Below are 24,898 nucleotides of genomic sequence, written 5' to 3' on the forward strand. Positions count from 1 at the left end.
GTCAAGGGGGCGACGGTCGCCGCCTCGTCGCCGAAGAAGTGCCTACGCGTGGCGGCGACGCGGGCACGGATCCCGAAGATAGCGCGGCGGTAGGGCTCGTCGACGCGGGACTCCCAGTCATTATGGGCGGCATCGGCAAGCTGCTCCAGCTCCGTGGAACAGGAGGAATAGCGGTCCGAGAGGGAGAGCTCGCGCTCGAGCTCCGCGAGCTGATCTTCGTAGTACTTGAGCGCCGTCCCCGCCGCGCGCGAGGTGGCGTAGGTGAGCGTATCCGCGTTGACGAAAGGGTTGCCGTCGTGGTCGCCGCCGATCCAAGAGCCGGGGCGCATGAGAGCGGCTTCGGGAAGCTGCAGCCCGAAGGTCTCCTTGAGGCCCTCGCGGACGGCACGGTTGAGCGCCGGAATCTGCTCGAGCAGGGAAAGCTTGTAGTAGCGCAGCGCGACGTCAACCTCGTCTTCGAGGGTCGGGCGCGCGATGCGGATGAGCGCGGTCTGCCACAGCAGCGTCATACGCAGGTACAGCTCGCGTTCAATGTCCGACTCATCGCCGCCGAGATGCCACTGCTGGAGGAGCTTCTTAATGCGTGTCTGAGTATCGAAGACCGTGCGGCGGCGAGTTTCCGTGGGGTGCGCGGTAAGGACCGGCGCGACCACGGCATCACGGACGACGCGGGAAGCCTGAGCCGCGGTGACCGGCGAATCCTTGAGCTTGTCAAAGGTCGTGCGCAGGGAGACCGGCGCAGGCACGGACTCGTCCGCAAGGTCCTCGACCAAGTTGGCAAGCAGCGCGAAGTAGGAGAAGGCGCGAGCGACGAGGTTGGCCTTCGTGATGTCGAGGTCGCGGAAGACGGCAAGCAAGTCCTCAGCGCTGGCGTCCCCGTGGGCGACATCGAAAGCTAGGCGACGCGTGGACTCGACGAGTTCGTAGACACTCTCACCCTCCTGCTGCGCAATGACGCGGCCAAGTACCCGTCCAAGCAGGCGGATATCGTCTTTGACGAAGTCACGGGACGAGCTGGCAGTGGTCATGAGGAGTCCTTTCTATGCCGACTCGGCGCGGATTCTGTACTGTCTCAGCACAGCCGCTGAGTTAACACACTGTGGTTTACAGGATTTACATAAATGTAGCCCACGTCACTATTCTGCGCCGAGTTAAGGTGGCGCACTACCCCCAGTTGTGGTGCAAGCACGGGAAGCACGACCAGCACTCGCCCGCCGCGCCGCAGCCCCCTTTTCAAGTAGCGGCACCCGCCACGACGTTTTAGACTGGCGGGACACCATGCATATATCGGGGAGACGGGGGCCTACGCCATGCTCACGGCTGAAACAATCGGGGATATCGCGCGCGAACGCCGCCGCGAAGGAGGACTGACACAGCGACACGTCGCCCGGCGCGCCCGCGTGTCCGAGCGCTTCGTGCGCGACTTAGAAACAGGGAAAGGCACAGTACAGCTCGACAAGGCGCTCGCTGTGCTCGCAGCGATTGGACTGCACGTCCGTGTCGAAACGGCAGGCGCACTGCCGTTCGACGCGATGGCATAAAACGGCACGATCATGCCGGTTTTCCGTCGGGGAGGTTCGATGGACACACAGGAATTGGGCCGCTTCGCGAAGGAACAACGCCGCGAAGCTGGCCTGAGCCAGCATGACGTCGCTCTCCTCGCGGACGTGCCTGAGCGCTGTGTCCGAGCCTTCGAATCCAGCAAAGGCAGCGTTCACCTCGATAAGGCCATTTCCATCTTGTTTGTCGCGGGTTTCGACCCCCGGCGACGCCGCGACCTCACCCACGTGCTCGCGTATCGCTGCCGGTTGTGGGGCGCTTAGGCCACAGCCGAGGCCGCCGGAATCTGCGCCAACCACGCCGCATGGACGCGGGCATCACCATTTTCCTCAGGATGGAAACTCAGCGCGGTGATGGCGCCAGAGCGCACGCCCACGATGAATTCGCCCTCGCCAGCGTTACCGGAGACGGTGGCGATAGCCTCCACACCCGGACCGGTACGGGTAACGATGGGCGCGCGAATGAACGAAGCGTCCACGTCGACGACGTCGCCGCCGACTCCGGCTTCGCCGTCGACTCCCGCTTCGCCGTCGTCGAGAATGACTGGAACGACGCGCTCCGCGGAGAAACGCTGATTGCCAAACGCATTGCGGCGCACAGTGACGTCGAGCGCGCCCAGGGTCTGTTGGCCAGCGGCGGGATTTTCGAGCTCGCGTGCGAGGTAGATGAGCCCAGCGCAGGTGGCGAGCACGGGCAGACCGGCGTCGATGGCGGCGCGCAGCGGTTCGGCCAGGCCGAAGGACCGCGCGAGGCGGTCAATGACGGTGGATTCGCCGCCGGGAAGAACAAGGCCGTCGAGGCCCTCAAGGTCCGCCACCTGGCGCACTCGGCGCGTGTCCGCGCCAAGAGATTCGAGAACCTCGATGTGCTCTTCGACCCCGCCCTGGAGGGCAAGCACTCCAATGCGCATGGGATTACCAGCCGCGCTCAGCGAGGCGGTGCGGGGCCGGGACATCGGCGACGTTGATGCCGACCATGGCCTCACCCAGGCCGCGGGAGACGCGAGCGAGCGCGGACGGGTCGTCGTAGAGGGCGGCTGCCTCGACAATGGCCTTGGCGCGGGCGGCCGGGTTGCCGGACTTGAAGATGCCGGAACCGACGAACACGCCTTGGGCGCCCATCTGGCGCACGAGGGCGGCATCGGCAGGCGTAGCCACGCCACCAGCAACGAAGAGAACGACGGGTAGTTCGCCGGTCTCGGCGACCTCGGCGACGAGGTCGTACGGAGCCTGCAGTTCCTTCGCTGCGACGTAGAGCTCGTCCTTGTCCAGGTTGCGCAGGCGGGCGATCTCGCCCTTGATGGTGCGCAGGTGCTTGACGGCCTCGGAGACGTCGCCGGTGCCAGCCTCGCCTTTGGAGCGGATCATGGCAGCGCCCTCGGTGATGCGGCGCAGGGCCTCGCCCAGGTTCGTCGCGCCACAGACAAACGGCACGTCAAAGTCCCACTTGTTGATGTGATTGACGTAGTCCGCCGGGGAGAGAACCTCGGACTCGTCGATGAAGTCCACGCCCAGCTCGGCAAGAATCTGCGCCTCGACGAAGTGACCGATGCGCGCCTTGGCCATGACCGGGATGGACACGGCATCGACAATGCCCTCGATGAGGTCCGGGTCAGACATGCGGGCCACGCCGCCCTGCGCACGGATATCGGCAGGAACGCGTTCGAGCGCCATGACGGCGGCGGCGCCGGCGTCCTCCGCGATCTTGGCCTGTTCCGGGGTGACGACGTCCATGATGACGCCGTTCTTGAGCATGTCAGCGAGCCCGCGCTTCACACGGGTAGTTGCAATCTGTTCAGTCATGGCGACTATTTCAACGCCGCAAGTGGTCTATTACAAGAGCCAATTTCACCCAATTGAATTAGACCACTTACCCTTACCCCATGCACGTCATCCTCGACCCGGCTGATACCCGCACCCTTCCGGTGCAACTCGCCCACGCCATCCGCGACCAGATTTCCGCACGCATCCTCTCCCCCGGCGAGGCCCTGCCGTCGACGCGCCAGCTCGCCGCAGAACTCGGCATTTCCCGAGGTAGCGTCGTTGCTTCCTACGATCAGCTCCTCGCCGAGGGCTACCTCGAGGCCACCGTCGGCTCCGGCACGCACGTGAGCCGCCGCCTTCACCACAACCCCGTTTCCCCAGCCCCGGAACCGGCCATACAGAAGCCTGCCCGCGCGCTCGTGGAACTTACCCCCGGCGCCCCAGACACCGCGGGCATCATTACCCCCGAATGGCGCTCCGCATGGCGTCGCGCGGCGTCCACTCCGCTTTCCGATGCCCCCGCCTCCGGCCTCCCCGCCCTCCGCCACGAGGTGGCTGCACACCTCGGCACCATGCGCGGACTCGCCGTCGACCCAGCGCACATCCTCATCACCTCGGGCGCCCGCGAAGGACTGGCGCTATTACTCCGCGCGCTTGCGCCAGCGCTCGGCGGCGCACTCACCGTGGGCGTGGAGTCCCCCGGTTACCCCAGCTTGCGCCGCATTCCCTCGGCCTTTGGCCATGCCGTCGCGGAAATCCCCACGGACTCCGAGGGCGTGCGCGTCCCCGCCACGCCGCTCGACGCGCTCATCGTGACGCCCAGCCACCAGTACCCGTATGGCGAATCACTGTCGGCCGCGCGCCGTACGGAGCTCGTCGCGTGGGCACGACGGACGGACGCCCTGCTCATCGAGGACGACTTCGACTCGGAGCTGCGCTACGCGGGCCAGCCACTGCCAGCGTTCACGGCTTTGGAGCCCGCGCGCACGACGTTGCTGGGAACCTTCTCCTCGGTCATCTCCCCCGGCGTGGCCTGCGGCTATCTCGTCGCGCCATCCTCGCTCGTGCCGCGGCTACGCGCGGAACGCGAACTTACCGGCCAACCGGTCAGCCTCATCACGCAATCCGCGCTGGCACGCTATCTCGCTAGCGGCGCGTTGCGTCGCCACACCGGCTCCGTGCGCCGCGCCTATCGCCGCCGCCGCGACCTCGTAGATTCTTACCTCGGCGACCTTCCGGGCACGCAACTGCTCCCCATCCGAGGTGGCCTGCACGCGGTGTTGCTCTGCGAGAAACCCGCCGATGAGGTTGTTGCGGCGGCTGGGCGTCTGGGCGTGGGGCTCACCGCGCTCGCGGAGTACTGGGGCGGCGAGGACGCACCCGGCGGCGTGGTTCTCGGCTTCGGTCACTTAGCCGATAGCGAGCTCGACGCCGCGCTGCGCGTCGTCGCGACGGCAGCGCGGCTTTAGGCACAGCTCGACATGCCAGCTGCCCCGCGCGCGGCTTAAGCGTTGAGAGTCACCGACGCGAGCATGCGTCCAGAGGGCTCCGCGCTGCCAGCCATGGGCTCTTCAGTGACGAGCACCTTGGTGACGTCACCGTCGAAAGGCATCCACACGCCGTCGTGCGGGTCCTGCCCGATGACGCCGGCGGAGCTCATCTCGCCGGTGCTCGACACGGCCCACACCTGCGCGCCCATGCCAGCGTCTAGTTCCGGCTCGCCGTCGACCATCGCGCCGGCTTTGCCCATGTCCTCGGAAGACACAATCTGGAGGCGTGCGCCTTCGGCTTCGGCATCGGCGCTGCGCAGATCCTCCGCGCCCATGATGGCGTGCATTTCCTTCTCGCCAGGGCTCTCCGGGGCCGGTGCGTCTTGGGCCAGCTGCGTGTCCTCGCCAGCCGGAAGGAACTGCGCGACGGTCACGCCGCCGATAACGAGAACGAGCGCCGCGGCGACCACCGCGAACCAAGGACGCCGGCGCCGCGCGCCGAGATCAATGACGCCGCCGTCACCACTGCCGGTGTCGTTACCGCCCCCGGCAACCACAGTGGTCGGTTCCTGTGGCGTGCGCTCGAGGCGCTCGAAGACAGCGTCTTTCAGACGGGCCGGTGGCTCGACCTCGGGCACGGAGTCGAGGAAGTTCTCAAAGCTCGCGTCGTCGAATTCACGCGTATTACTCATCGTTCCTCCCTCGCCATCAGTTCCTTAAGTTTGCGGACGCCATCGCGCACGCGCGTCTTTGCGGTGCCCAGCGGTACTCCCGTTGATTCTGCCAGCTCGGCGTGGGTGAGGCCACCGAAGAAGGCCAGCTCCACCGCCGTGCTGTGGGGTTCACCAATAGCAGCGACGGCGGCGCGCAGACGCTGCGACTCCACACGGTCGAGCGCGTCTGTTTCCACGTCATCACCCCGCAGCGCCGCGCGGAGCGTGGCTTCGCGGTCATCCCGTTCGACGCTCGCGATGTGCGAGCGCAGGCGATCCACCGCGCGGCCGTGGGCGATGCGTCCCACCCAGGTGCGTGCCGAACCCCGCGCCGGATCGAAGTTTGCGGCCTTAGACCACACCTCGACGAAGACGTCTTGGGCGACTTCCNCGCAGACCGGGGAGCGTCCCGCCGTAGACGAGCGGTGCCAGTGCGTCGTAGAACTCGGAAAAGGCATGCGTATCCCCCGCCGCAGACGCAACGAGCAAGTCGTTGAGTCGATCTAGCTTATCGGGAGACATTGTCGACACAGACGTTGATCTTACCTTCCCCTCGAGGACGGGAGCGGACATCTTTAGTGTGACATTGAGCCGGACATAGGCGCTTCGGTCATCATCTCGTCCGACATCATCTCGTCAGTCATCATAGCGTCTGACGGCTTCATCTCATCAGACATCATCGAATCCGAGGGCTGCATGGAATCCGACATCATCGCGTCCGAGGGCTTCATCTCGCCGGACATCATGGAGTCAGAAGGTGCCATCGAGTCAGAAGCCACGGCACCGGACGGAGCCATGGAATCCGACATCATGGCATCCGAAGGAGCCATCGAGGGAGTCTCCGTCGCCGGAGTGTTCTTCGTGTCATTGCAGGCAGCCAAGCCAGTGGCAGTGAGCGCGAGGGCGGTAGCGGCGGCGATGAGTTTGATCTTCATGAGTGTTCTCCTTTAGAGGTAACGGGTTCTGCCGTGCGGGGGTGCGCGGCCTTACGTGAACTCATTCGGAGCACGCGGCTGGGGCGGATTGGAATCGACGAAAACTTTTTTCAAGCCATCCGCACTGGGGCTCGGCGCCGAATAAAGGGCAGACCGTACGAAAGAACCGTCTGAAAGAAGGAAACCATCATGGTCTCGACTACGCTCAACACCCTGGCAGTGGGGCTTGCCGGAGGGCTCATCACCGGCATCTCCCCCTGTATCCTGCCTATTCTCCCGCTCGTGCTGGCCGTGAGCGGCGCGCCTGGCGAGGAGCGCTCACGAGCGCGGCCGTGGCTCATCATCGCAGGCCTCGTCACGAGCTTTACCGGCTCTTCCGGTTTTAGAGTGCATTGATTAGTTCGCCGGGGGTTCGGGCGTGGCACAAGATATTGGGGTCCTTGGCTTTGTAGGAATAAGGGTGTCTAATCCATCCGTACAAACCAAGGACCTACTGTGCAGCCTAACGGAAATGTCATCGTCGATACCATCTGCCGCACCGCAGAACTAGGAGTTACTATCACCGGGGCCGCAGAACACGGCGATGTCACCGTCATCGAAGCCGAGCCCGTCGAGCCCATCAATGAATGCCCCACGTGCGGTCAGCCTGGAGTATTCCGCGACCACGTCATCCGCAGCCTGGTCGATCTGCCCATCGTCGGCCACCCAACACGCCTTCATGTGCGCCTTCCACGCTACCGGTGCACCAACAAGCGCTGCTTGCAGAAGATCTTCCGCGCGGGCCTTACCTGCGCGCCCGACAATTCAAAGACCACGGACAGGGTGACCCGCTGGATACTGCAACGACTCTGCCTAGATCGGATGAGCGTTGCCGCTGCAGCCAAGTCATTAGGCCTGGGGTGGGATACCACCAACGCCTTGGCCTTAGCCGCTGTCCAGGACTTGATCTACAACGACGAGCACTACCTCGACGGGGTCAAGGTCATCGGTGTTGATGAGCATCGCTGGTCGCACAACCGACGCACATGGCGCGACGGATACGTCACCGTCATCGTTGATATGACCGACCACCACGACAAGGATGGAAACGTCATCCGCCCCGCTCGGCTTCTTGACGTTGTCCCAGGCAGAAGCGCTGACGCGTTACGAACATGGCTGAATAATCACAGCGAGCAGTTCCGCGATCAGGTCAAGATCATCAGCATGGACGGCTTCCAAGGCTATGCCACCGCCGCTGGCGAAGTCATTCCCAACGCCACCCAAGTCATGGACCCGTTCCACGTTGTACGCCTGGCCGGTGACAAGCTCACCAAGTGCCGCGCCAGGCTCCAGTTAGAAACAACAGGCCGACGTGGCCGCAGCAAAGACCCGCTCTACCGCAACCGGAAAACTCTGTTGACCACCGAGGGCTTGCTCACCGACAAGCAGCGCGGGAGGCTTGAGGAACTGTTTGACTTCGACGACGACTACGCGCCGCTACAAGAGACCTGGACCTACTACCAACAAGTCATAAGCTGCTACAACAATCCCAACAAGCAAGCAGCCAAGAAAGCCATGAGCACGCTCATTGACACGCTTGTTGACATCAAAGACGCCGGGATCGCTGAGATCGCGCAGCTAGGCAGGACCATGAACAAACGCCGCAAGGACATCCTCGCCTACTTCGACCACGGAGTATCCAACGGACCTGTCGAAGCGATTAACGGTCGGTTGGAATTCCTACGCGGCATCGCCCTGGGATTCCGCAACCTCGACCACTACATATTGCGGTGCCTGATTCACGCCGCCAACATCCGACACAAAATCAATGCACTCTAAAACCGGAAGAGCCGCTTTACCGCCGTCACGCTCTTTGCCACGACGGCGCTCAACGCCCTGCATCTGCCCGGTGACCTCGTATGGAAGGTGGGCCTGGGGCTCCTCGTACTCGTGGGACTGGGCATGATCTTCCCCAAGGTCCAGGAGCTCCTCGAGTGGCCGTTTCTCAAGCTGCCGAAGGCCGGCGGGTTGCAGGCCAAGGTTCGCGACAAGGGCGGGTTCCTCGTGGGGCTCGCGCTCGGCGTCGTCTTTGTTCCTTGCGCCGGGCCGGTCCTCGCCGCCATCAGCGTGGCGGGCGCCACGGGCCACGTCGACGCCCATATCCTCGTGCTGTGTTTGTCCTTTGCCGTGGGCGTGGCCGTGCCGCTCCTCATCTTTGCACTCGGCGGTGAGCAGATCGGCCGGCGCGTGAGCTTCTTCCAGTCACATCAGCGCGGCGTGCGCCTCACCTCGGGCTTCCTCGTCATCGCCATGGCAGGTGCGATCGCCACGGGCGCACCGGCCTGGCTCCAGCAGAAGCTGCCAAGTCTCAGCCAACCCGAGGTACAGGCGGCATCGGCAAGCTCGGGTGCGGTCCCGGAATTTGCCGGGCTCACCGGCTGGTTCAACACGGATACACCCGTGGACCCGCGCACGAATGGCAAGGTGACGCTCATCGATTTTTGGGCGTATGCCTGCATCAATTGCCAGCGCAACAACGTGCATATCGCGAAGCTCTACGACACGTACAAGGACTACGGCCTGGAGGTCGTGGGCATCCACGCGCCGGAATACCCGTTTGAACGCGAGTCCTCCAACGTGCGCCGCGCGGCCGCGGAGCAAGGCATTGCCTACCCCGTCGCACAGGACAATGACTTCGCGACGTGGCGTGCTTTCGGCAACCAATACTGGCCGGCGCATTACCTCGTCGACGCGCAGGGGCAACTGCGCGGCAGCCACGCGGGCGAGGGCGACTACGCGGAGACGGAGCACCAGATTCGTTCTTTGCTGCAGGAACGCGACCCGCAGGTACGCCTACCCACGCCGGTCGAGAGCACTGAGGCCGCCGTGGGTGCAGCCGACCGCAATCCGGAAACGTACCTGGGCACCGACCGCGCGCGGTATTTCGACAACCCGGCGGCCGAGTATGTCGATGGCACGCATTCCTTCACGGCGGTGACGCCGCGGCAGGGGCGCTACGCGCTGGGTGGCGAGTGGACGCTGGCGGGTCAGCCGATTACCGCGGGCCGCGACGCGACGGTGGATCTGGCCTACCACGCGGCGTGGGTCCAGGTGGTCGTTGCAGGGCGCGGGACCATCACAGTGTCCGATGGCGACACGACTCAGGAGATTCCGGTTACCGAGGACGGGACGATTGACCTCCTGCGCGGGGACGCGGCCCGAGAGGGCACGCTCCATCTGGCGGTGACCCCGGGCGTGGAGCTGTTTTCGTTCACGTTCGGATAAACCTCAACGGCGCGTCGTGTGGCGCAGCTAGGCTGGGACGCATGAAGCTCACCATGCTCGGCCACTCCGCCATCGCCATCGACGCGCCTGAGGGCACCATCATTATCGACCCGGGTTCACTCACCGACCCGGCGTGCCTGAAGTCCGCGGACGCGGTGCTACTCACGCACGCGCACCCGGACCACCTCAACGTCGACGCGGTGCGCGACTCCGGCCTGCCGGTGTGGGGCACGGCCGAAGCTATCGCGGCTTTGGGTGACCGCGCGGAAGACACGGTGGTGCAGCGTGACTCGGAGTTCGACATTTTGGGCCAGCACATTCGCGTCTTTGGTGGCCAGCACGCAGAGATCCACCCGTCACTGCCACGGCCAGAGAACCTGGGATATTACATGGATGGCTTGCTCCATCCGGGCGACGAATACGTCGAGTGTCCTCTGCCCGTTGAGGTACTCCTCCTGCCGATTGCGGCGCCGTGGGTCAAGGGGTCCGAGGCCGCAGACTACGCAGTCAAGGTTGGCGCACGCGTGACCATCCCCATCCACGACGCGGTGCTCTCCCCCGGCGGCAAGGCGATTACTGACGGCATGCTGGGCAAGGTGGGCGTGCCCGGATACCAGCGTGTCGAGACCGGTGAGACCGTCGAGTTCTAGGCACTCATACACGACGCCGGCCCGCCCCATCATGTGATGGGACGGGCCGGCGTTGGTGTCTGCGGAGTTACACCGCGTAGCTCCTTCTCAGGTGCGTTCTAAGACTCTTTCTCAGACTGTGCAGTCTCGGTCTTGCCGGAGAGCTGCGACATGTTCTTGTTGAAGTCCTGGAAGCCCTTGGAGAAGGTGCCCAGGTTTTCCATGAAGCCGCCCATGATGTCGATGGGCAGCGGGAACACGATGGTCGAGTTCTGGTCTGCGCCCAGGTCGAGGACGGTCTGGAGGTAGCGCAGCTGCAGCGCGGCCGGAGCCTTGCCCAGCTCCTCAGCGGCCTCACGCAGCTCACGCGAGGACTGAAGTTCGCCGTGCGCGGAAATGACCTTTGCGCGACGCTCACGCTCGGCCTCCGCCTCGCGGGCCAGGGCGCGCTGCATCATCTCAGGAATTTCCACGTCCTTGATCTCCACGATGCGGGTGATAACGCCCCAACGTTCGGTCTGGCCGTTAATGATAGTGGCCAGGTCCTCATTGAGTTCCTCGCGGTGAGCAAGGAGATCATCGAGGTCCGCACGACCCAGCAGGGTACGCAGGGTGGTTTGGGCGATCTGGGAGGTCGCGACGGCGTAGTTTTCGACCTGCAGGACGGCCTTTTCAGCGTCCGTCACCTCGAACATGACCACGGCGTTGACGCGCACGGAGACGTTGTCCTTGGTGATGATTTCCTGCGGCGGGATGGTCAGCGTCACCACACGCTGATCAACGCGCTCAAGCTTGTCGATTCCCGGCCACATGAAGTGCAAGCCCGGCTGCAGGAGCGGACGCAAATGGCCAAAGCGGAACGCCACACCGCGCTCGTATTGCTTGATGACCTTCAGGGAATACATCAAGAACACGATAATGAGCGCGATAATAATGCCGATCACGATCGGCCAAAAGACGAATGCTGACATTTAACTTGCTTCCTTTTCCTTGCGGCGATCCGAGCCATAACGCGTCCGCGTACTATTTCCGTACTTCGAGCTGAAGCGGTCAATCTGCGCAGACAGCTCGGCTTCGCGGTTACTCATCTCCGGCACCACAATCTTCGGTGCGTTCGACGGCGTATTCCACAGATGGCGAGCCAACGGGTACACGCCGAGGCCCGTGATGACGATGAGGGTGCCGACGGAGATGAGAATCTCCGAGAGCGAGTGGTTGGTGATCATCGAGCACAGCGGCAACAGGTATGCCATCGCAGCGACTCCCAGAGCGATACCGCGATGGAAACGCCCGGAATCCGAGTGCGGCCACGGATCGAGCTGACGGGTGACCTCGCGGCCATGGTGCGAGACCGTGCAGGCGTCCTTGACGGGGCAGGTATTACACACCGTCGGGTTTGCGCGGTAGCGCATGACGCGGTTTTCCGGATCGAAGCTCGATGGCCACAGCCACTGATCCTCGGGGCACTGCCAGGCATCGTGTTCCTCGAGATAACGGAACGTGCCCGCCTGATTACTCATCGTGCGGTTCGCGGTCTGCTTCGCCATAAGGTCGAAGCCCCACGCCACCGCGACGAGAAAGAGACCATAGGCCGCCGCGAGGACGGTAAAGATTCCAGGTGCGTCCATAACGAATGTTCGCTTGCCTTTCTTTTACTTCTTATCAGCGTCGGTGCCGTCAGCACCGTTACGCTTGTCGGACCCGTAGGTGCCGCCCCACTTCGTGCGGGAATCGAACTTCGGATCCTGCGGACCGGAGGCCGCCGAGTCGCCGCGACCGGAATCCGGATCGACTTCCTCAACGAACGCACCGCGCTCGTCGATGTAGCCGTACTTCCGGCCAGCCACGCGGCGACGATCGTCGACACGGCCCTTGCCACCAGAGACCAGGCCCACGGAGGAGCCGACCGGAATCTCACCGGCGTGGTCATCGTCATCCGGAGCGATGATGTTAAAGAGCGGATCGGTCGGGTGCTCCTCGATGGTGGGGATCTCCTTGTTGTAGAGCACGCCCTTGAGCGCCATCCACAGGAACGGGAAGATACCGGCAAGGAACATGACGTCACCCGGCATACGCAGCCACTCCATGATGAAGTTGCCCGGCTCCGTGATGTAGCCCAGGGAGCGTGCCTCGACATACCCGGAAGCAACAGACTCGTAGAGCTGCATGATGCCGAGCGGCAGAAGGGAAATGACAACCATCCACAGCAGACCCAGGTTGGTGAGCCAGAAGGACCATGCCATGGCCTTATCTGACCACTTGTCCTTGGGGATGAGGTAGCGCAGGGCGAAGGCAGACAGGCCGAGGGCCAGGAAGCCATAGACACCCATCATGGCGCCGTGCGCGTGGTTGGCGGTAAGCGCCGTACCGATTTCGTAGTAGGAGACGATAGGCAGGTTGACCAGGAAGCCGAAGATACCGGCGCCCAGGAAGTTCCAGAAGCCCACGGCAACCAGGAACATGACGGCCCAGCGGTGCGGGAACGGACGCTCGCCTGAGGCACGCTGACGGGAACCGAGCTGCATGAAGGTCCAGGCCTCTACGGTAAGCAAGGTCAGCGGGACGACCTCGGCTGCGGAGAAGAAGGCACCGAGAGCCATGTGTTCGACCGGCGTACCGGAGAAGTACAGGTGGTGCATGGTACCCAGGACGCCACCCGTGGAGTACAGGATGATGTCGAGGAAGATAATGCCCAGGGCGATCTTTTCGCGAATGACGCCCAGGAGGACGAAGACGTAGGCCACCATCACGGTGGTGAACAGCTCAAGGAAGTCCTCCACCCAGAGGTGGACGACCCAGAAGCGCCAGAACTCGGCGACGGAGATGTGCGTCTCCGAGCCAGCCAAGTTACCCACGGCGTAGAACGCCGGGATGGCAATGCCGGCGTAGAAGAACATCCACGGCATGTTGGATTTGTTCTCAGTCTTCAAACGGCCACGCAGCTGGCGGAAGAGGATGAAGATCCACACGAACATGCCCACGGTGAGGAGCACCTGGAAGAAGCGAGGCAGGTCAAGGAACTCCCACTGCTGAGAAAACAGCGTGCCTTCCTTGATGTAGCCCATGGTGGACAGCCACTCGAAGGCCATCGAGCCGAAGACAACAAAGGCGATCGCGCCGAGCAGGAACCACACGAGCCAGTGCTGGCCCTTCGGTTCCTTCTTGCCCACGAAGGATGCAATGAAGATACCGGCGGCAAGCAAACCACCTGCGGTCCACAGCAGGGACAGCTGCAGGTGCCAGGTACGCGACACGTTGTACGGGAGGATCTCCTGCAACGGGATGCCGAAGAAGCCAGTGAGCTCGGTTCGGTAATGCTGCGAGGCCGCGCCTAGGAGGGCTTGGATGAGGAAGAGTAAGACGATGACGAGGACGAACCAGGCGACAACCTTCTGGGACTTGGTCAGACCCACCTCGCTCGGCTGAGTGAAGTCAAGGTTCGGAGCCTCTTCTGCGTGCCAGCCGATGGACTTGGACCAGCGGCCGTAGATGGCGAAGATGAGGCCGGTGCCGCCGATGAGCGCGATGAGCGAGAGCACAGACCACACGACGAGGTCAGCGGTCGGGCCGTTATCCACACGCGGCTCAGCAGGCCAGTTGTTGGTGTAGGAGTAATCGTGGCCCGGACGCTCAGCGGCCGAGGCCCACGCGGTCCAGCCAAAGAAACCGACCAGGTTGTTGATCTGCTTGTCATCGGTGATGAACTCGGAAGGAAGGCCCTTTTCATGGGAATCCTCGCCGAAGTACTTGGCGTAATAGGCCTTGTTGGACTCAAAGGCAGCAATCTGGTTGTCCGTCCACTCGAGAACCTTGGTGTCCTCGTTGTAACGGTTGGTACGGAATTCGTCGATGACCGCTTGTTCCGGCGTGACGTTTTCATCAATGAAGTCCGGGTAGCCGTTCTGGTCATTGAGTTCGCGCGCCTTGTCGGCCGCCATGCGCAGGTACTCTGCAGTGTAGTCGGGGCCGAGGTACGCGCCGTGGCCCATGACTGAGCCATACTGCTGCAAACCACGAGCCTGGTACAGAGCCTGGCCGTTGAGGATCTCTTCCTTAGTCAGGATGGTCTCGCCGGTCGACTGTGACACGATTTTGTCGGGCAGGGGCATTGAGGCGGTGTAGGTACGGTACGCCAAGAAACCCATGACCAAGAAGCCAAAGATCATGACGAGAGCGACACCCTGCACCCACACGCTACTCAGCTTCAGTACCGGCTTGGACCGGTCTTCGCTGCTAGTGGTGATAGACATGTATCTTCCTGTCGATTCAGATAGTGAACACCGCTTCCACGTCGCCGTGCACACCAATGAGATACAGCGTTGTGCTCAGTGTTGTACTCACACGGCTGTACTCACGCGGTTGTACTCACACGATGCACACGGAACGAGCGAGAGCGCGGTGCATTAGAGATATTCATGGGCCCCAAGGACGGAGTCCACCACGGATAATTATGAACGGAAAATCCAGTTTTAAATAGAGCGCGGCACTTCCACTGCCACAAATGAAGTCAACCGAAAGAGGTAGAGCGCGCCTTGACGCACGAACAGAGTGACCATTCACACCCCAAAGGATGTAGCCACACCAATCCCGCTCGCTGCAATTTTTACGGTAGAACCCGGATAATTTAACTTCATTATTCAACTTATAGCCCCTAATATATGACTTTGGCCACTAGTGGCCATATAGGAAACTTTTCCAATCGCGCGGCCGAGATATTGAATTAAACCGAAAAAGCCGTATTATTTGGATCATGAACTTCGCAGAACACACCAAGCGCAACTGGGTCATCACCCTCTTTGCCGCCATCTTCTTCGCAGCCATCGTGTCCATGATCTTCCTCAACGACCCGCACGAGACCATGCTCGTCGCCGTCGTCTTCGTCGCCTCAGCCCTCATCCTCTTCGGCGCCATCCTGGGCATCTGGTACCTCATCCAGAACCGCAAGAAGAGCTCCGCCGCCCAGTAGCGGCCACACTCCACCCCTCTCCCTGCGGAGCCCTAGATCGAGCGTATCTATTTACCGCTCGGTCTAATTTTATTCGTACCCCTACCGGGTGAAATGCGCGGAACTCCTGGAATCCTTGGCCACGTTTGGACAGCTTGGTCTAGTGTTTCTGGCATGACTACGAAATATGACAACACCAACTTCGCCGACTGGTCCATCGAAACCCGTGCCCTCCACGTAGGGCAGGATCTGGATGGCTCGACGAACTCGCGCAACATTCCGATTTACCAGACGACGTCCTACGTCTTCGACAGCGCCGAGCACGCTGCCGCTCGCTTTAACCTCTCGGATGCAGGCCCGATTTACACTCGCCTGACCAACCCGACGGTGGACGCCCTCGAGCGCCGCATCGCAGCCCTGGAAGGCGGCGTCGCCGCCGTGGCTTTCGCGTCCGGCCAGGCCGCTGAGACCGCCGCCATCCTCAACGTCGCTTCTGCCGGCGACCACATCGTCTCCTCCGCGCGCCTTTACGGTGGCACCACCACCCTGTTCGCCGTCACCTTGAAGCGCCTGGGCATCGACGTCACCCTCCTCGAGAACCCGGATGACCCGGCCGAGTGGGAGAAGGCCGTCCAGCCGAATACCAAGGCTTTCTACGGTGAGACCTTCGGCAACCCCATCGCTGACGTCCTCGATATCCCAGCCGTCGCCGAGGTCGCTCACAAGCACCATGTTCCGCTCATCGTCGACAACACGATCGCCACCGCGGCGCTTGTTCGCCCGCTGGAACTCGGCGCCGACGTCGTCGTCGCCTCCACCACGAAGTTCTACTCCGGCTCCGGTTCCGCCGTGGGCGGCATCCTCGTCGACGGCGGTAAGTTCGACTGGACCGTCGAGCGCGACGACAAGCCCGTCTTCCCCTATTTCGTGGAGCCGGATGAGGCTTACCACGGCCTCAAGTACGCCGAGCTCGGCGCCCCGGCCTTCGCCCTCAAGGCTCGTGCGGGCCTGCTCCGCGACACCGGCGCGGCCGTCTCCCCGTTCAATGCCTGGCTCACCCTCACCGGCCTGGAGACCCTCTCCCTGCGCGTGCGCAAGCACAACGAGAACGCGCAGGCCGTCGCCGAGTACCTCGCTGGCCACGACAAGGTCGCCAAGGTCAATTACGCGGGCCTCGCGGACTCCCCGTACAAGGCGGTCAAGGAAAAGATCGGTGCCGAGTACACCGGCTCCGTTCTCTCTTTCGACATCGCCCCGGGCGAGCGCGACGCCAAGGAGGTCGCATGGGCTTTCATCGACGCCCTGAAGCTGCACTCTAACCTGGCCAACATCGGCGACACCCACTCGCTCGTCGTCCACCCGGCCACCACCACGCACTCCCAGTCGGACGAAGAGGGCCTGCGCGTCGCCGGCATCAACCAGGCCACCATTCGCCTGTCCGTCGGCATCGAGGACATCAAGGACATCCTCGCCGACCTCGAGCTGGGCTTCGCGGCCATCGCCTAACCGCACCTCACCAGCCAACGGTCGGCAAACGCTGGACATCGGCCGGCTCATGCTGGCCCCGCTTTCTTCCGCGGCCGCTCCTCCTGGAGGCCGCGCGTGCCACAAAAGTCCCGCCGCTCGCGTCCTGGGAAACGCGAGCGGCGGGATTTCTGCGTCAAGGTTGCTTACAGGTCGAGGGTCTCGACCCACTCCTTCGCGATGCTCTCGGCGGGGACTTGGCCATTGACGCTGCGCGCGTTCATGAGGAAAAGTCATCCACTCCAATTATCGCCAACGTCCGCCGCTCCGTCACGACAGCACGCCGCCGCTACCGCACATGAATCTAATACCAAAACAGACCAAGCGGTTCATCTACACTTTGAACCAGACGCCTGGACACTCAATCCGGGTTTCGCCATGAAATCGATTCGCCCCTCCGCAGAAAGGATCGCCGCTAGATGTCGTACCCCACGTTCGCGCTCGAAGGCGAGCTCGCCTTCACCGATATCGGAACCCTGCGGACTGAGGCGGGCGCCGAAATCCCTGCGGCGACCATTGCCTATCAGCACTGGGGTGCTTTCGCCGGCGACCCGGATGGCGCCAATAACGTCCTCCTCATCGAGCACGCGCTCACTGGCGACTCCGACGCAGCGGACTGGTGGGGCGATCTCATCGGACCTGGCAAGGCGCTCGACACCACGCGCTGGTGCGTCGTATGCACCAACGTCATCGGCGGCTGCAAGGGCTCTACCGGCCCCGCCAGCAAACACCCGGACGGCGGCACCTGGGGCTCACGCTTCCCGGCACTTTCCATTCGCGACCAAGTCCAGGCGGAAAAGCAATTCCTCGACGCGCTCGGCATTCACCGCGTCCACGCCGTCATCGGCGGCTCCATGGGCGGCGCCCGCACGCTGGAATGGACGCTGCTCTATCCCGAAAAGATGGACGCCGCCTGCGTCATCGCCGTGTCCGCGCGTGCCTCCGGCTGGCAGATAGGCATTCAAACCGCACAGATTTCCGCCATCGTGCGCGACCCGAATTGGGTCGGCGGCGATTACTACTCCACCGGCAAAGTCCCCGGCGACGGCCTCGCCGCCGCCCGCCGTATCGCGCACCTCACCTATCGCGGTGAGCAGGAAATCGACGAGCGTTTCGGCGCCCAGCCCCAGCGCGGCGAAAATCCTCTGGGTCCCTACCGCAGCAACGACCAACGCTTCGCCGTGAACTCCTACTTGGACTACCAGGGCGCTCGTCTCGCCGATCGCTTCGATGCCGGCAGCTACGTTGCGCTCACGGAATCCCTCAACCGCCACGACATCGGCCGCGGCCGCGGCGGACTCATCAAAGCGCTCGCCCAAAGCAAAGTTCCCACCATGGTCGTCGGCGTGGACACAGACATTCTGTACCCCTACCACCAGCAGGAACACCTCTCCCGCAACCTCGGCAATCTCCTCGCCATGGCGAAGGTCGTCTCCCCGGTCGGTCACGACGCCTTCCTCACCGAGACACGCCAGATGGACCGCATCCTGCGCAACTTCCTCACGCTCTCCGCGCCGGATGGCCTGAACTTCGGCCCGGCCTACGTCGGCGACGAATACTACATCTAATCGCCGACGCCGCACTCACACTCTCCGGAGCATGTGCTGCCGCGCGCCTAGAACTTCACGCCGAAACGCGCGAGTGCCTCACGCGCCTGAAGCTGAATCTGGGTCCACTTGCGATCGATAGCCACCATGACGCGCTTACAGCACGACTAACTCCCCAGCGCGTCCACCGACGTCGACAGGAAAAGCATCGCCGCGCCCACAGCTGCGGTGAAGACGGCGTCAAAGTGGCGCGAACGCACCGCGAGAATTCCCACGCGCTCTGAGTCGCAGGTCAGACGCACGACGGTGAGCCACAGCAGCCCAGTACCCAGCGCAAAGGACGCACGCCGCCAGTGTTCAAACGCAGCAAAGCCTGCCGATGCCGCCACCAACACGACGAAGATCCCAATCATCACCCATTGCACGGTGCTCGGCAGCCGCGAGGCCTTGAGACCGATGTCGTGCGGATTAGCCAGGGACAGCCCCTCCGGAGTCGTCTGCGCAGACGCGGAACGAGCAACCGAGCGGCGCGGGTCGTGCTGGTCGCGCTGTGGCTCCATGCCGTGCACGCTCTTAGGCCTGGGCAGCAAGTTGCTCGGCACGCTCGACGATGTTGTAGACAAGGAACGCACGCGTGAGAGGGCCCACGCCGCCCGGGTTCGGGGAGACGAAACCGGCCTTCTCCCAGACGTCCTCGGCCACGTCGCCAGCGAGCTTGCCGTCGACGCGGGAGACTCCGACGTCGAGCACGGCCGCGCCTTCCTTGACCATGTCCGCGGTGAGCATGTGTGCCTTGCCGGCGGCAGCGATGATGACGTCCGCCTCGCGGGTCTCCGCGGCAAGGTCCTTCGTGCCGGTGTGGCACAGCGTGACGGTGGAATTCTCGCTGCGGCGGGTGAGCATGAGGCCGATAGGGCGGCCGACCGTGACGCCACGGCCGATGACGACGACTTTGGCGCCATCAAGCTCCACGCCGTAGCGGCGCAGCAGGTGGATGCAGCCGTTCGGGGTGCACGGCAGCGGGGCCGGCTCATTGAGAACCAGCTTGCCCAGGTTCACCGGGTGGAGGCCATCGGCATCCTTGTCTGGATCGATGCGCTCGAGGATTTTGTTTTCGTCGAGGTGCTTGGGCAGCGGCAGCTGCACGATGTAGCCCGTGCAGTTCGGATCCGCGTTGAGCTCGTCGATGACAGCTTCGAGTTCTTCCTGCGTGGTTTCCTCCGGCAGATCCTTGCGGATGGAGTTGATGCCCAGTTGCTCGCAGTCACGGTGCTTCATCTTCACGTAGGAATGGGAGCCCGGGTTGTCGCCCACGAGGACCGTCGCCAGGCCCGGGGTCACCCCCTGCTCCTTGAGCTTCGCCACACGAGTGGCCAGGTCTGCAAAGATCTCGTCGCGGTACAGGGTGCCGTCTAGTTTGGTAGCGCTCATGCCCACCATCCTAGACTGAGCACTATGAGCCAGCTGCACATCGTCTTTGATAACCCCGTCATTCCTACTAATACGGGCAATGCCATTCGCACCGCCGCCGTCACCGGTGCCACGCTCCACCTCATTGAGCCGCTGGGCTTCAACTTCGATGACAAGCACTTAAAACGCGCTGGCCTCGACTACCACGACCTGGCAGATCTACAGATCCACAAGGACTTCCAGGCCTGCATGGATGCCCTACCCGGCGCGCGCGTCTTTGCCTTTACCACGCACACCACCAAGTGGTTCACCGATGTCGAGTACCGCGACGGCGACGTGCTCCTCTTTGGCACCGAGCCCACCGGCCTGCCCAAGGAACATCTCGAGCACCCACGCATCACCGAGCAGGTCCGCATTCCGATGATGCCCGCGCGTCGCTCGATGAACCTGTCGAACGCCGCCTCGACCGCCGTCTTCGAGGCGTGGCGCCAGCTGGGCTTTGAGGGAGCTGTCTAGTCCCGCCTCGACGTGCTCTGCGCAAGATCAGCGCGTGGGAGGACACCCTCAAGCACAAGCCCGAATCCACGCCGGAGTAAAGCTCACCGTCTTAGGCTTCTGGCTCGCCGTCCCCGGCCTCGGGCACGGCGGCGAGCTCCGGCAGACGCCGGGCGCGCAGGCGCTCCATGAGGAGGGCGGCATCGGCAGGCTCGAGCTCTTCGGCGGCCATCTTCACGGGACCGTTGACGAGCTCGAAGCGCACCGTGCCCACTGTGAGCAGCTGCGCGAGCGGCCCCGCCTTATAGGTGACCTCCTGGATGTGCGGCAACGCGACGGCCATGACCCGGCGCGTGAGCCGCCCGCGATGGACGATGGCTACGCCCTCATGCAGGGTCACCGACTGGCGCGCACGGTCCATGGGCGACGCCCACCAGGCCCGGCGCGGCGAGGTAAACGTGGGCTGGGTATGGCCTTCTGGCAGGGCTACGGCGTCGATCTCCGCAGGCGAGAGATCGGAGACCACCGCGAACATCGCGAGCGCCTGCTCGCGCGTGCCCACCGGGACGATGCGCGTGGAACCCGACTGCTTGCCGCCTGCCGTGCCATAGCCAGCGACGGAGACGTGCACCTCGTACCAGCCGAAAGGCCGCCACGTCCACGGCTGGGACACGCGCACGCCATGGATGCGCGAGAGACGAATAGCCTGCCGGCGCCTATCCGCCAGACCATAGTTCACGTTGAGGACGCCACGGTCCGCGTCGAGGCGCGCGCTAAAACGCCACGAGGTGTCGACGAGATTCCACATAGACGGCACGAAACCAACGATGATGGGGATAACCGAGGCATTCGCCACCGGTAACGCAAGCAGGCCGAAAGCCACGGCGACCATCACGAGGGTGCCGGGTCGCAGGGCCTCTGCGAGAAGCGTGCGGCCAATGGGAATCTCCGGCAAGACCGCCGAGTGCTCCGCGTCCTCCGACTCTGTCACCGCACCGCCGTCCGCCATGGGTCGCGCATGCACGTGCGCCAAGACCTCGCGGCGCACCTCCTCCGCCTCGGGCTTGGGCAGATACCCAATCTGGATAACCGACGCGGTGCCGCCGGCGGTTTCCACGCGCACCTGCGCCAGTCCGAAGATGCGGGCGATGACGGACTCGACGACGTCGACGGCTTGAATGCGGTCATAGCGCGCCGAACGGAAGGAATTAGACAGCACGCCGTGGCGCAGCGATACCTCTTCTTCGTCGATTTTGAAGCCCAGCTTGCGCCACCACAGCTCGCTCACGAACCAGATGACGACGCACACCACGACAAAACCCGCGAGGGTGAGCAGCGAGTCGCGCCCCATGTCCCGCCAGTGGCCGTCGCGCAGGTAGGTCACGAAGTCCGCGACCATCTCTAGGTTGAAGTTGAGGATAAAGATCGCGACGATGGCCAGGATGAGCGACCAGAACCGCAGCAACGGCGTGAGGCGATGGACGCGGCGGAAACTCTCCTCGTCGACCGGCATGCGGCCACGCGCGTGACGGCTCACAGCCCGCTCATCCTCTCGCGTGCTTGGACTGCCAGCCGTTCGCGCAAGGCGTCAGCTTCTTCTGCCGGCAATCCCTTAATGGTGGCGTCCGTGCCTGCCGATGCCGTGTGCAGCTTCACCGTCTTCATCCCATAGGCCCGCGCCACAGGCCCCGCCGTGACATCGACGAATTGAATGCGGCCATAAGGCACGACCGTAAACTTGTGCCACAACTTGCCCTTGGTAATGAGCAGCTCATCCTCAGTCTCGAGCCATCCCATGTTACACACCTGCGCCGGAATGAGCCACAGCAGCCATACGAAGAGCACGGCGAAGAAGGCCGTACCGATGTGCCACCACGATCCCCAGAAGTACGCCGCCACCACGCACGTCACCGCACAAAGGACAGTCCACGTGAGGTTGACGATATAGCGCACCTTCACCAGCGCGGGCGAGACCGCATTCATATTCGGCGGAACGACAGGATTCATGATGGTCACACTAGCAAAAGGCCAGTGTTTTCTTCGCGCTACTTCTGGTTGCCAGAGTCTTCCTCCGCGACGCTGTCAGTCGCGGCGGTATCCTCCCCCATCGCCTCGACAACGTCCTGGATATCCGCGTGCCCACGCTCACGTGCTTCTTCTTCGGAGATGTACTCACCCTCCTCGTAGTCGTAGGGGATGGGCGTGCCTTCCTCGTCCGTGCGCACGTACCACTCGGTGGCTTCTTCCGAGGTGGAGTCGAAATCGGCGCCGGCCGCGTACTCCGAGTCAGGCTCGGTGGGCTCGACGGCAAGCGCGAAGTCGTCGCCGTGCTCGCGCACGCCTTGAACCACGGCGTTGGCAAGTGCGTGTTCCTCGTAAGACTGGCGAATGACGGCTGGATCAAAGCGCAGCTCACGAATGAGAGCGACGACCATGAGCACGATGATGAACGCGAACGGCAACGCCGTGACGGTGATGAAGTTCTGCAGGCCCTGCAGCGCCTGCTGGCCACCGGCGACGAGGATAACGACGGCGATGCCCGCCATACACGCCACCCAGAAGATGGTCACCCATTTCTTGGGATGTGGGTTGCCCCGCTGCGAAAGCTGGGAGTTCACCAGGGACGCGGAGTCCGCCGTCGTAATGAAGAAGACGGCGAGCATGACGACGACCACCGGTGCGATGAACTGCGCGCCCGGCAGGTGGTCGAGCACGATAAAGAAGATCTCCGCCGCAGCCGGCATGGAGTCCGCCGTGCCATCCGGCGCGATGGTGCCCTGCGTGCGCTGTATCCACATGGTCGTACCGCCCAGAATGGTAAACGCCGCAACGATGATAAACGACGGGATAAACAGCACGCCGAAGACGTACTGACGGATGGTGCGCCCGCGCGAAATCTTCGCCACGAACACGCCCACGAAGGGCGACCAGGACACCCACCAAGCCCAGTAGAAGGTGGTCCAGCTCGACAGGAACTCCTGCATGTCCTCGCCCTGGCCCATATTCGCACTGAGCATTTCCGGAGACTTGGAGATGTACTCGATGATCGTCGCGGGCAGCACGTTGGCGAGGAACGCGGTAGGGCCGACAATAAAGAAGAACAGAGCGAGGACGAGCGCGAGTGCCAGGTTGATATTAGATAACCAGCGCACGCCCTTGGCAACGCCGGACACGGCGGAGATGATGGTGCCAATGGACAAGACAACGATGATGCCGATGGCGAGCGCGTTGCCCGTCGGTGACCACCCAGAGACGACTGTGACGCCCTGGGAGATCTGCATGGCGCCGATGCCCAGGGAGGCCGCGGTACCGAAGAGCGTGGCGATAATAGCCAGACCATCAATGATGCGGCCCTGCCACGAGTCTGTGGATTTCGCACCGAACAGCGGCATGAGGATGGAGCTCATGAGCGGCACGCGTCCGCGCCGATAGGACACGTACGCGACGGCGAGGCCGACCACGGCGTAGATGGCCCACGCGTTGATGCCCCAGTGCATGGCAGCCTGGGCGAGCGAACCCATGATTGCTTCTTCCGATGCCGCCTCATAAGCGCCCGGCCGCGGCGAGAGGTAGTACGTGAGCGGCTCGAACGGACCGAAGAAGATGATGCCGATGCCGATCCCGGCACCGAAGAGCATCGCCGCCCAGCTCACCGTCGAGTATTCGACGTCCTCGCCGTCGACGCCAAGCGGGATGCGCCCGTACTTCGACACCGCGAGGTAGAGCAGGAAGAACAAGAGTCCGGCGGCGAGCGTGGTGAAGACCCACCCGAAGTTGTGCATGACCCAGGTCAGAGCCGTAGACGAGATGTCAAAGACCTGTTGTGGCTTGGCCACACCCCAGACGACGAAGGCGATGATGAGGCCACCCACGACGAAGAGGATGGGTTTATCCACGCCGTAGCGCACTTTCTGTGAGTCGATGGACACGCCAGGCACCAGCGCCGGGTGGATATTGTGCGGATAAATGATGTCTTTGAGAATCCGCTTGGCGGTGCGCGTGCGGCTGCGGTCCGCCACGGTGGGCTCCACCGTGGTCGCTGGTTTCAGCCCGTGGGCATCGGCCCGCGGGCTGGCGTGCGCGTTGCGTTCAAAGTTCGACGCGCGGTCATCGGCTTGGTCACCGGAGGAATTCGAGACCCCCGAGACGCCGTCAGAATTTTTCTTACTGCTGTCTCTATTCATTGCGTGAAAGCTTTTCCATGATTGGTCTACTAACTCCTTACCCATTCAGGCTAACGAAAATCTGCAGCGCACACACCCAAACGCTGCAGTTTCCCTAAATACAGACACATTGCTTCTGCCCCGAATGCCCGTCCCTGTGGCTCGCGCCCCGAGGCACTCGACGAGTACGAGCTCCAGCGCCTCGCCGAGGCCCGCAACGATGGTCTCCGCGCTGCGCTCATGGCGAGCATCGGGCTCCTCATCGTTACCGGCCTCATCGCGGTCAGCGCCCGCCTCACCGGCTTCATGGACGGCGTCTTCGTCGCGCACATCTACTTCAAGCTCATCTGCGCCCAGCTCGCCTTTGTCCCCTTCACCGTCACCCGCTCCCTCGCCGGAAAAATCAACCGCGACGAGCTCATCTCCTCCGAATAACCTCATCCCGCCTAGTTCAAAGGAA

Annotated in this window: 24 protein-coding genes and 2 pseudogenes; 12 read left to right on the forward strand and 14 right to left on the reverse strand. The window is 63.2% G+C overall.

All coding sequences use genetic code 11. The features are described from left to right. On the reverse strand, nucleotides 1-1,028 hold a 1,028-nt coding region (locus tag BN9444_RS06195; RefSeq protein WP_141681570.1), incomplete at its 3' end, for a phosphoenolpyruvate carboxylase. Between the two features lie 282 nt (nucleotides 1,029-1,310). On the opposite strand from BN9444_RS06195, the gene BN9444_RS06200 reads away from it, so the two are divergent. Then, nucleotides 1,311-1,541 (forward strand): helix-turn-helix domain-containing protein, encoded by a 231-nt coding sequence (locus BN9444_RS06200; protein WP_068801604.1) that lies wholly within the window; start codon nucleotides 1,311-1,313, stop codon nucleotides 1,539-1,541. A 39-nt stretch (nucleotides 1,542-1,580) separates the two neighbouring features. Continuing rightward, nucleotides 1,581-1,823 carry a helix-turn-helix domain-containing protein gene (locus BN9444_RS06205; RefSeq protein WP_068801605.1) on the forward strand — a complete coding sequence of 81 codons (243 nt, stop codon included), beginning with the start codon at nucleotides 1,581-1,583 and terminating at the stop codon, nucleotides 1,821-1,823. On the opposite strand, the gene pdxT is transcribed toward BN9444_RS06205, so the two are convergent. Both pdxT and pdxS read right to left on the reverse strand, forming a co-directional pair. Beyond that, the gene (pdxT, locus tag BN9444_RS06210) at nucleotides 1,820-2,470 is read right to left on the reverse strand and encodes a pyridoxal 5'-phosphate synthase glutaminase subunit PdxT (RefSeq protein ID WP_068801606.1); all 651 of its coding nucleotides are present in this window, start codon (nucleotides 2,468-2,470) and stop codon (nucleotides 1,820-1,822) included. The two genes, BN9444_RS06205 and pdxT, sit on opposite strands and share 4 nt — an antisense overlap. Before the next feature lie 4 nt (nucleotides 2,471-2,474). After that, the gene (gene pdxS / locus BN9444_RS06215; RefSeq protein WP_066484911.1) at nucleotides 2,475-3,362 is read right to left on the reverse strand and encodes a pyridoxal 5'-phosphate synthase lyase subunit PdxS; all 888 of its coding nucleotides are present in this window, start codon (nucleotides 3,360-3,362) and stop codon (nucleotides 2,475-2,477) included. An 80-nt stretch (nucleotides 3,363-3,442) separates the two neighbouring features. Here pdxS and pdxR point away from each other — a divergent pair, with 80 nt between their 5' ends. Then, complete coding sequence (pdxR, locus tag BN9444_RS06220) at nucleotides 3,443-4,792, forward strand: MocR-like pyridoxine biosynthesis transcription factor PdxR (RefSeq protein WP_068801607.1); 1,350 nt, start codon at nucleotides 3,443-3,445, stop codon at nucleotides 4,790-4,792. Between the two features lie 35 nt (nucleotides 4,793-4,827). On the opposite strand, the gene BN9444_RS06225 is transcribed toward pdxR, so the two are convergent. From BN9444_RS06225 to BN9444_RS06235, 3 genes and pseudogenes are all read right to left on the reverse strand, one after another. Continuing rightward, the gene (locus BN9444_RS06225; protein WP_068801608.1) at nucleotides 4,828-5,505 is read right to left on the reverse strand and encodes an anti-sigma factor; all 678 of its coding nucleotides are present in this window, start codon (nucleotides 5,503-5,505) and stop codon (nucleotides 4,828-4,830) included. Further along, nucleotides 5,502-6,048: pseudogene (locus BN9444_RS06230) on the reverse strand (sigma-70 family RNA polymerase sigma factor). The gene BN9444_RS06225 and the pseudogene BN9444_RS06230 overlap by 4 nt, the downstream one beginning before the upstream one ends. A gap of 53 nt (nucleotides 6,049-6,101) precedes the next feature. After that, the gene (locus tag BN9444_RS06235) at nucleotides 6,102-6,461 is read right to left on the reverse strand and encodes a hypothetical protein (RefSeq protein WP_066484898.1); all 360 of its coding nucleotides are present in this window, start codon (nucleotides 6,459-6,461) and stop codon (nucleotides 6,102-6,104) included. A 189-nt stretch (nucleotides 6,462-6,650) separates the two neighbouring features. Between BN9444_RS06235 and BN9444_RS06240 the strand changes: the two are divergent. The 4 genes and pseudogenes from BN9444_RS06240 to BN9444_RS06255 all read left to right on the forward strand — a co-directional run. Further along, a pseudogene (locus tag BN9444_RS06240) lies at nucleotides 6,651-6,830 on the forward strand (hypothetical protein); the annotation flags it as partial. A 126-nt stretch (nucleotides 6,831-6,956) separates the two neighbouring features. Then, complete coding sequence (locus BN9444_RS06245; RefSeq protein WP_066509688.1) at nucleotides 6,957-8,279, forward strand: ISL3 family transposase; 1,323 nt, start codon at nucleotides 6,957-6,959, stop codon at nucleotides 8,277-8,279. 123 nt (nucleotides 8,280-8,402) lie between these two features. Continuing rightward, nucleotides 8,403-9,725 carry a cytochrome c biogenesis protein DipZ gene (locus BN9444_RS06250; RefSeq protein WP_478219559.1) on the forward strand — a complete coding sequence of 441 codons (1,323 nt, stop codon included), beginning with the start codon at nucleotides 8,403-8,405 and terminating at the stop codon, nucleotides 9,723-9,725. A 41-nt stretch (nucleotides 9,726-9,766) separates the two neighbouring features. Further along, on the forward strand, nucleotides 9,767-10,375 hold the full coding sequence (locus tag BN9444_RS06255; RefSeq protein WP_066484883.1) for an MBL fold metallo-hydrolase: 609 nt from the start codon (nucleotides 9,767-9,769) through the stop codon (nucleotides 10,373-10,375). A 98-nt stretch (nucleotides 10,376-10,473) separates the two neighbouring features. On the opposite strand, the gene BN9444_RS06260 is transcribed toward BN9444_RS06255, so the two are convergent. From BN9444_RS06260 to BN9444_RS06270, 3 genes are all read right to left on the reverse strand, one after another. Beyond that, complete coding sequence (locus BN9444_RS06260) at nucleotides 10,474-11,259, reverse strand: SPFH domain-containing protein (protein WP_369799410.1); 786 nt, start codon at nucleotides 11,257-11,259, stop codon at nucleotides 10,474-10,476. 66 nt (nucleotides 11,260-11,325) lie between these two features. Beyond that, nucleotides 11,326-11,982, reverse strand: a complete 657-nt coding sequence (locus BN9444_RS06265; RefSeq protein WP_066510784.1) for a hypothetical protein — start codon at nucleotides 11,980-11,982, stop codon at nucleotides 11,326-11,328. Between the two features lie 24 nt (nucleotides 11,983-12,006). Further along, nucleotides 12,007-14,604, reverse strand: a complete 2,598-nt coding sequence (locus BN9444_RS06270; protein ID WP_068801610.1) for a nitric-oxide reductase large subunit — start codon at nucleotides 14,602-14,604, stop codon at nucleotides 12,007-12,009. Nucleotides 14,605-15,104: 500 nt separating this feature from the next. Between BN9444_RS06270 and BN9444_RS06275 the strand changes: the two genes are divergently transcribed. From BN9444_RS06275 to metX, 3 genes are all read left to right on the forward strand, one after another. Then, nucleotides 15,105-15,320 (forward strand): hypothetical protein, encoded by a 216-nt coding sequence (locus BN9444_RS06275; protein ID WP_066484867.1) that lies wholly within the window; start codon nucleotides 15,105-15,107, stop codon nucleotides 15,318-15,320. Between the two features lie 153 nt (nucleotides 15,321-15,473). Beyond that, entirely contained in the window at nucleotides 15,474-16,805 is a 1,332-nt protein-coding gene (locus BN9444_RS06280; RefSeq protein WP_066484858.1) for an O-acetylhomoserine/O-acetylserine sulfhydrylase, read from the forward strand. A gap of 437 nt (nucleotides 16,806-17,242) precedes the next feature. Further along, nucleotides 17,243-18,391, forward strand: a complete 1,149-nt coding sequence (gene metX / locus BN9444_RS06285; RefSeq protein ID WP_066484850.1) for a homoserine O-acetyltransferase MetX — start codon at nucleotides 17,243-17,245, stop codon at nucleotides 18,389-18,391. A gap of 146 nt (nucleotides 18,392-18,537) precedes the next feature. On the opposite strand, the gene BN9444_RS06290 is transcribed toward metX, so the two are convergent. Both BN9444_RS06290 and BN9444_RS06295 read right to left on the reverse strand, forming a co-directional pair. Beyond that, nucleotides 18,538-18,930: a DUF3017 domain-containing protein gene (locus BN9444_RS06290; protein WP_082723159.1), complete on the reverse strand. Its 393-nt coding sequence runs from the start codon at nucleotides 18,928-18,930 to the stop codon at nucleotides 18,538-18,540. Nucleotides 18,931-18,943: 13 nt separating this feature from the next. Continuing rightward, complete coding sequence (locus BN9444_RS06295) at nucleotides 18,944-19,801, reverse strand: bifunctional methylenetetrahydrofolate dehydrogenase/methenyltetrahydrofolate cyclohydrolase (RefSeq protein WP_066484849.1); 858 nt, start codon at nucleotides 19,799-19,801, stop codon at nucleotides 18,944-18,946. Nucleotides 19,802-19,825: 24 nt separating this feature from the next. Between BN9444_RS06295 and BN9444_RS06300 the strand changes: the two genes are divergently transcribed. Next, nucleotides 19,826-20,296 (forward strand): tRNA (cytidine(34)-2'-O)-methyltransferase, encoded by a 471-nt coding sequence (locus BN9444_RS06300; protein WP_066484846.1) that lies wholly within the window; start codon nucleotides 19,826-19,828, stop codon nucleotides 20,294-20,296. Between the two features lie 91 nt (nucleotides 20,297-20,387). On the opposite strand, the gene BN9444_RS06305 is transcribed toward BN9444_RS06300, so the two are convergent. From BN9444_RS06305 to BN9444_RS06315, 3 genes are read right to left on the reverse strand one after another with little or no spacing between them, the layout of a single operon-like run. After that, the gene (locus BN9444_RS06305) at nucleotides 20,388-21,812 is read right to left on the reverse strand and encodes a PH domain-containing protein (RefSeq protein WP_369814865.1); all 1,425 of its coding nucleotides are present in this window, start codon (nucleotides 21,810-21,812) and stop codon (nucleotides 20,388-20,390) included. Then, nucleotides 21,809-22,282, reverse strand: coding sequence for a PH domain-containing protein (locus BN9444_RS06310; protein WP_420888711.1), 474 nt, complete (start codon nucleotides 22,280-22,282; stop codon nucleotides 21,809-21,811). Before BN9444_RS06310 ends, BN9444_RS06305 begins: the two co-directional genes overlap by 4 nt. Nucleotides 22,283-22,320: 38 nt before the next feature. Next, nucleotides 22,321-24,459: a BCCT family transporter gene (locus BN9444_RS06315; protein WP_082723158.1), complete on the reverse strand. Its 2,139-nt coding sequence runs from the start codon at nucleotides 24,457-24,459 to the stop codon at nucleotides 22,321-22,323. A 219-nt stretch (nucleotides 24,460-24,678) separates the two neighbouring features. On the opposite strand from BN9444_RS06315, the gene BN9444_RS06320 reads away from it, so the two are divergent. After that, on the forward strand, nucleotides 24,679-24,873 hold the full coding sequence (locus BN9444_RS06320) for a hypothetical protein (protein ID WP_066484840.1): 195 nt from the start codon (nucleotides 24,679-24,681) through the stop codon (nucleotides 24,871-24,873). The last annotated feature ends 25 nt before the right edge of the window (nucleotides 24,874-24,898 follow it).

The sequence above is a fragment of the Corynebacterium phoceense genome (genome assembly GCF_900092335.1).
In the GTDB taxonomy this organism is placed as follows: domain Bacteria; phylum Actinomycetota; class Actinomycetes; order Mycobacteriales; family Mycobacteriaceae; genus Corynebacterium; species Corynebacterium phoceense.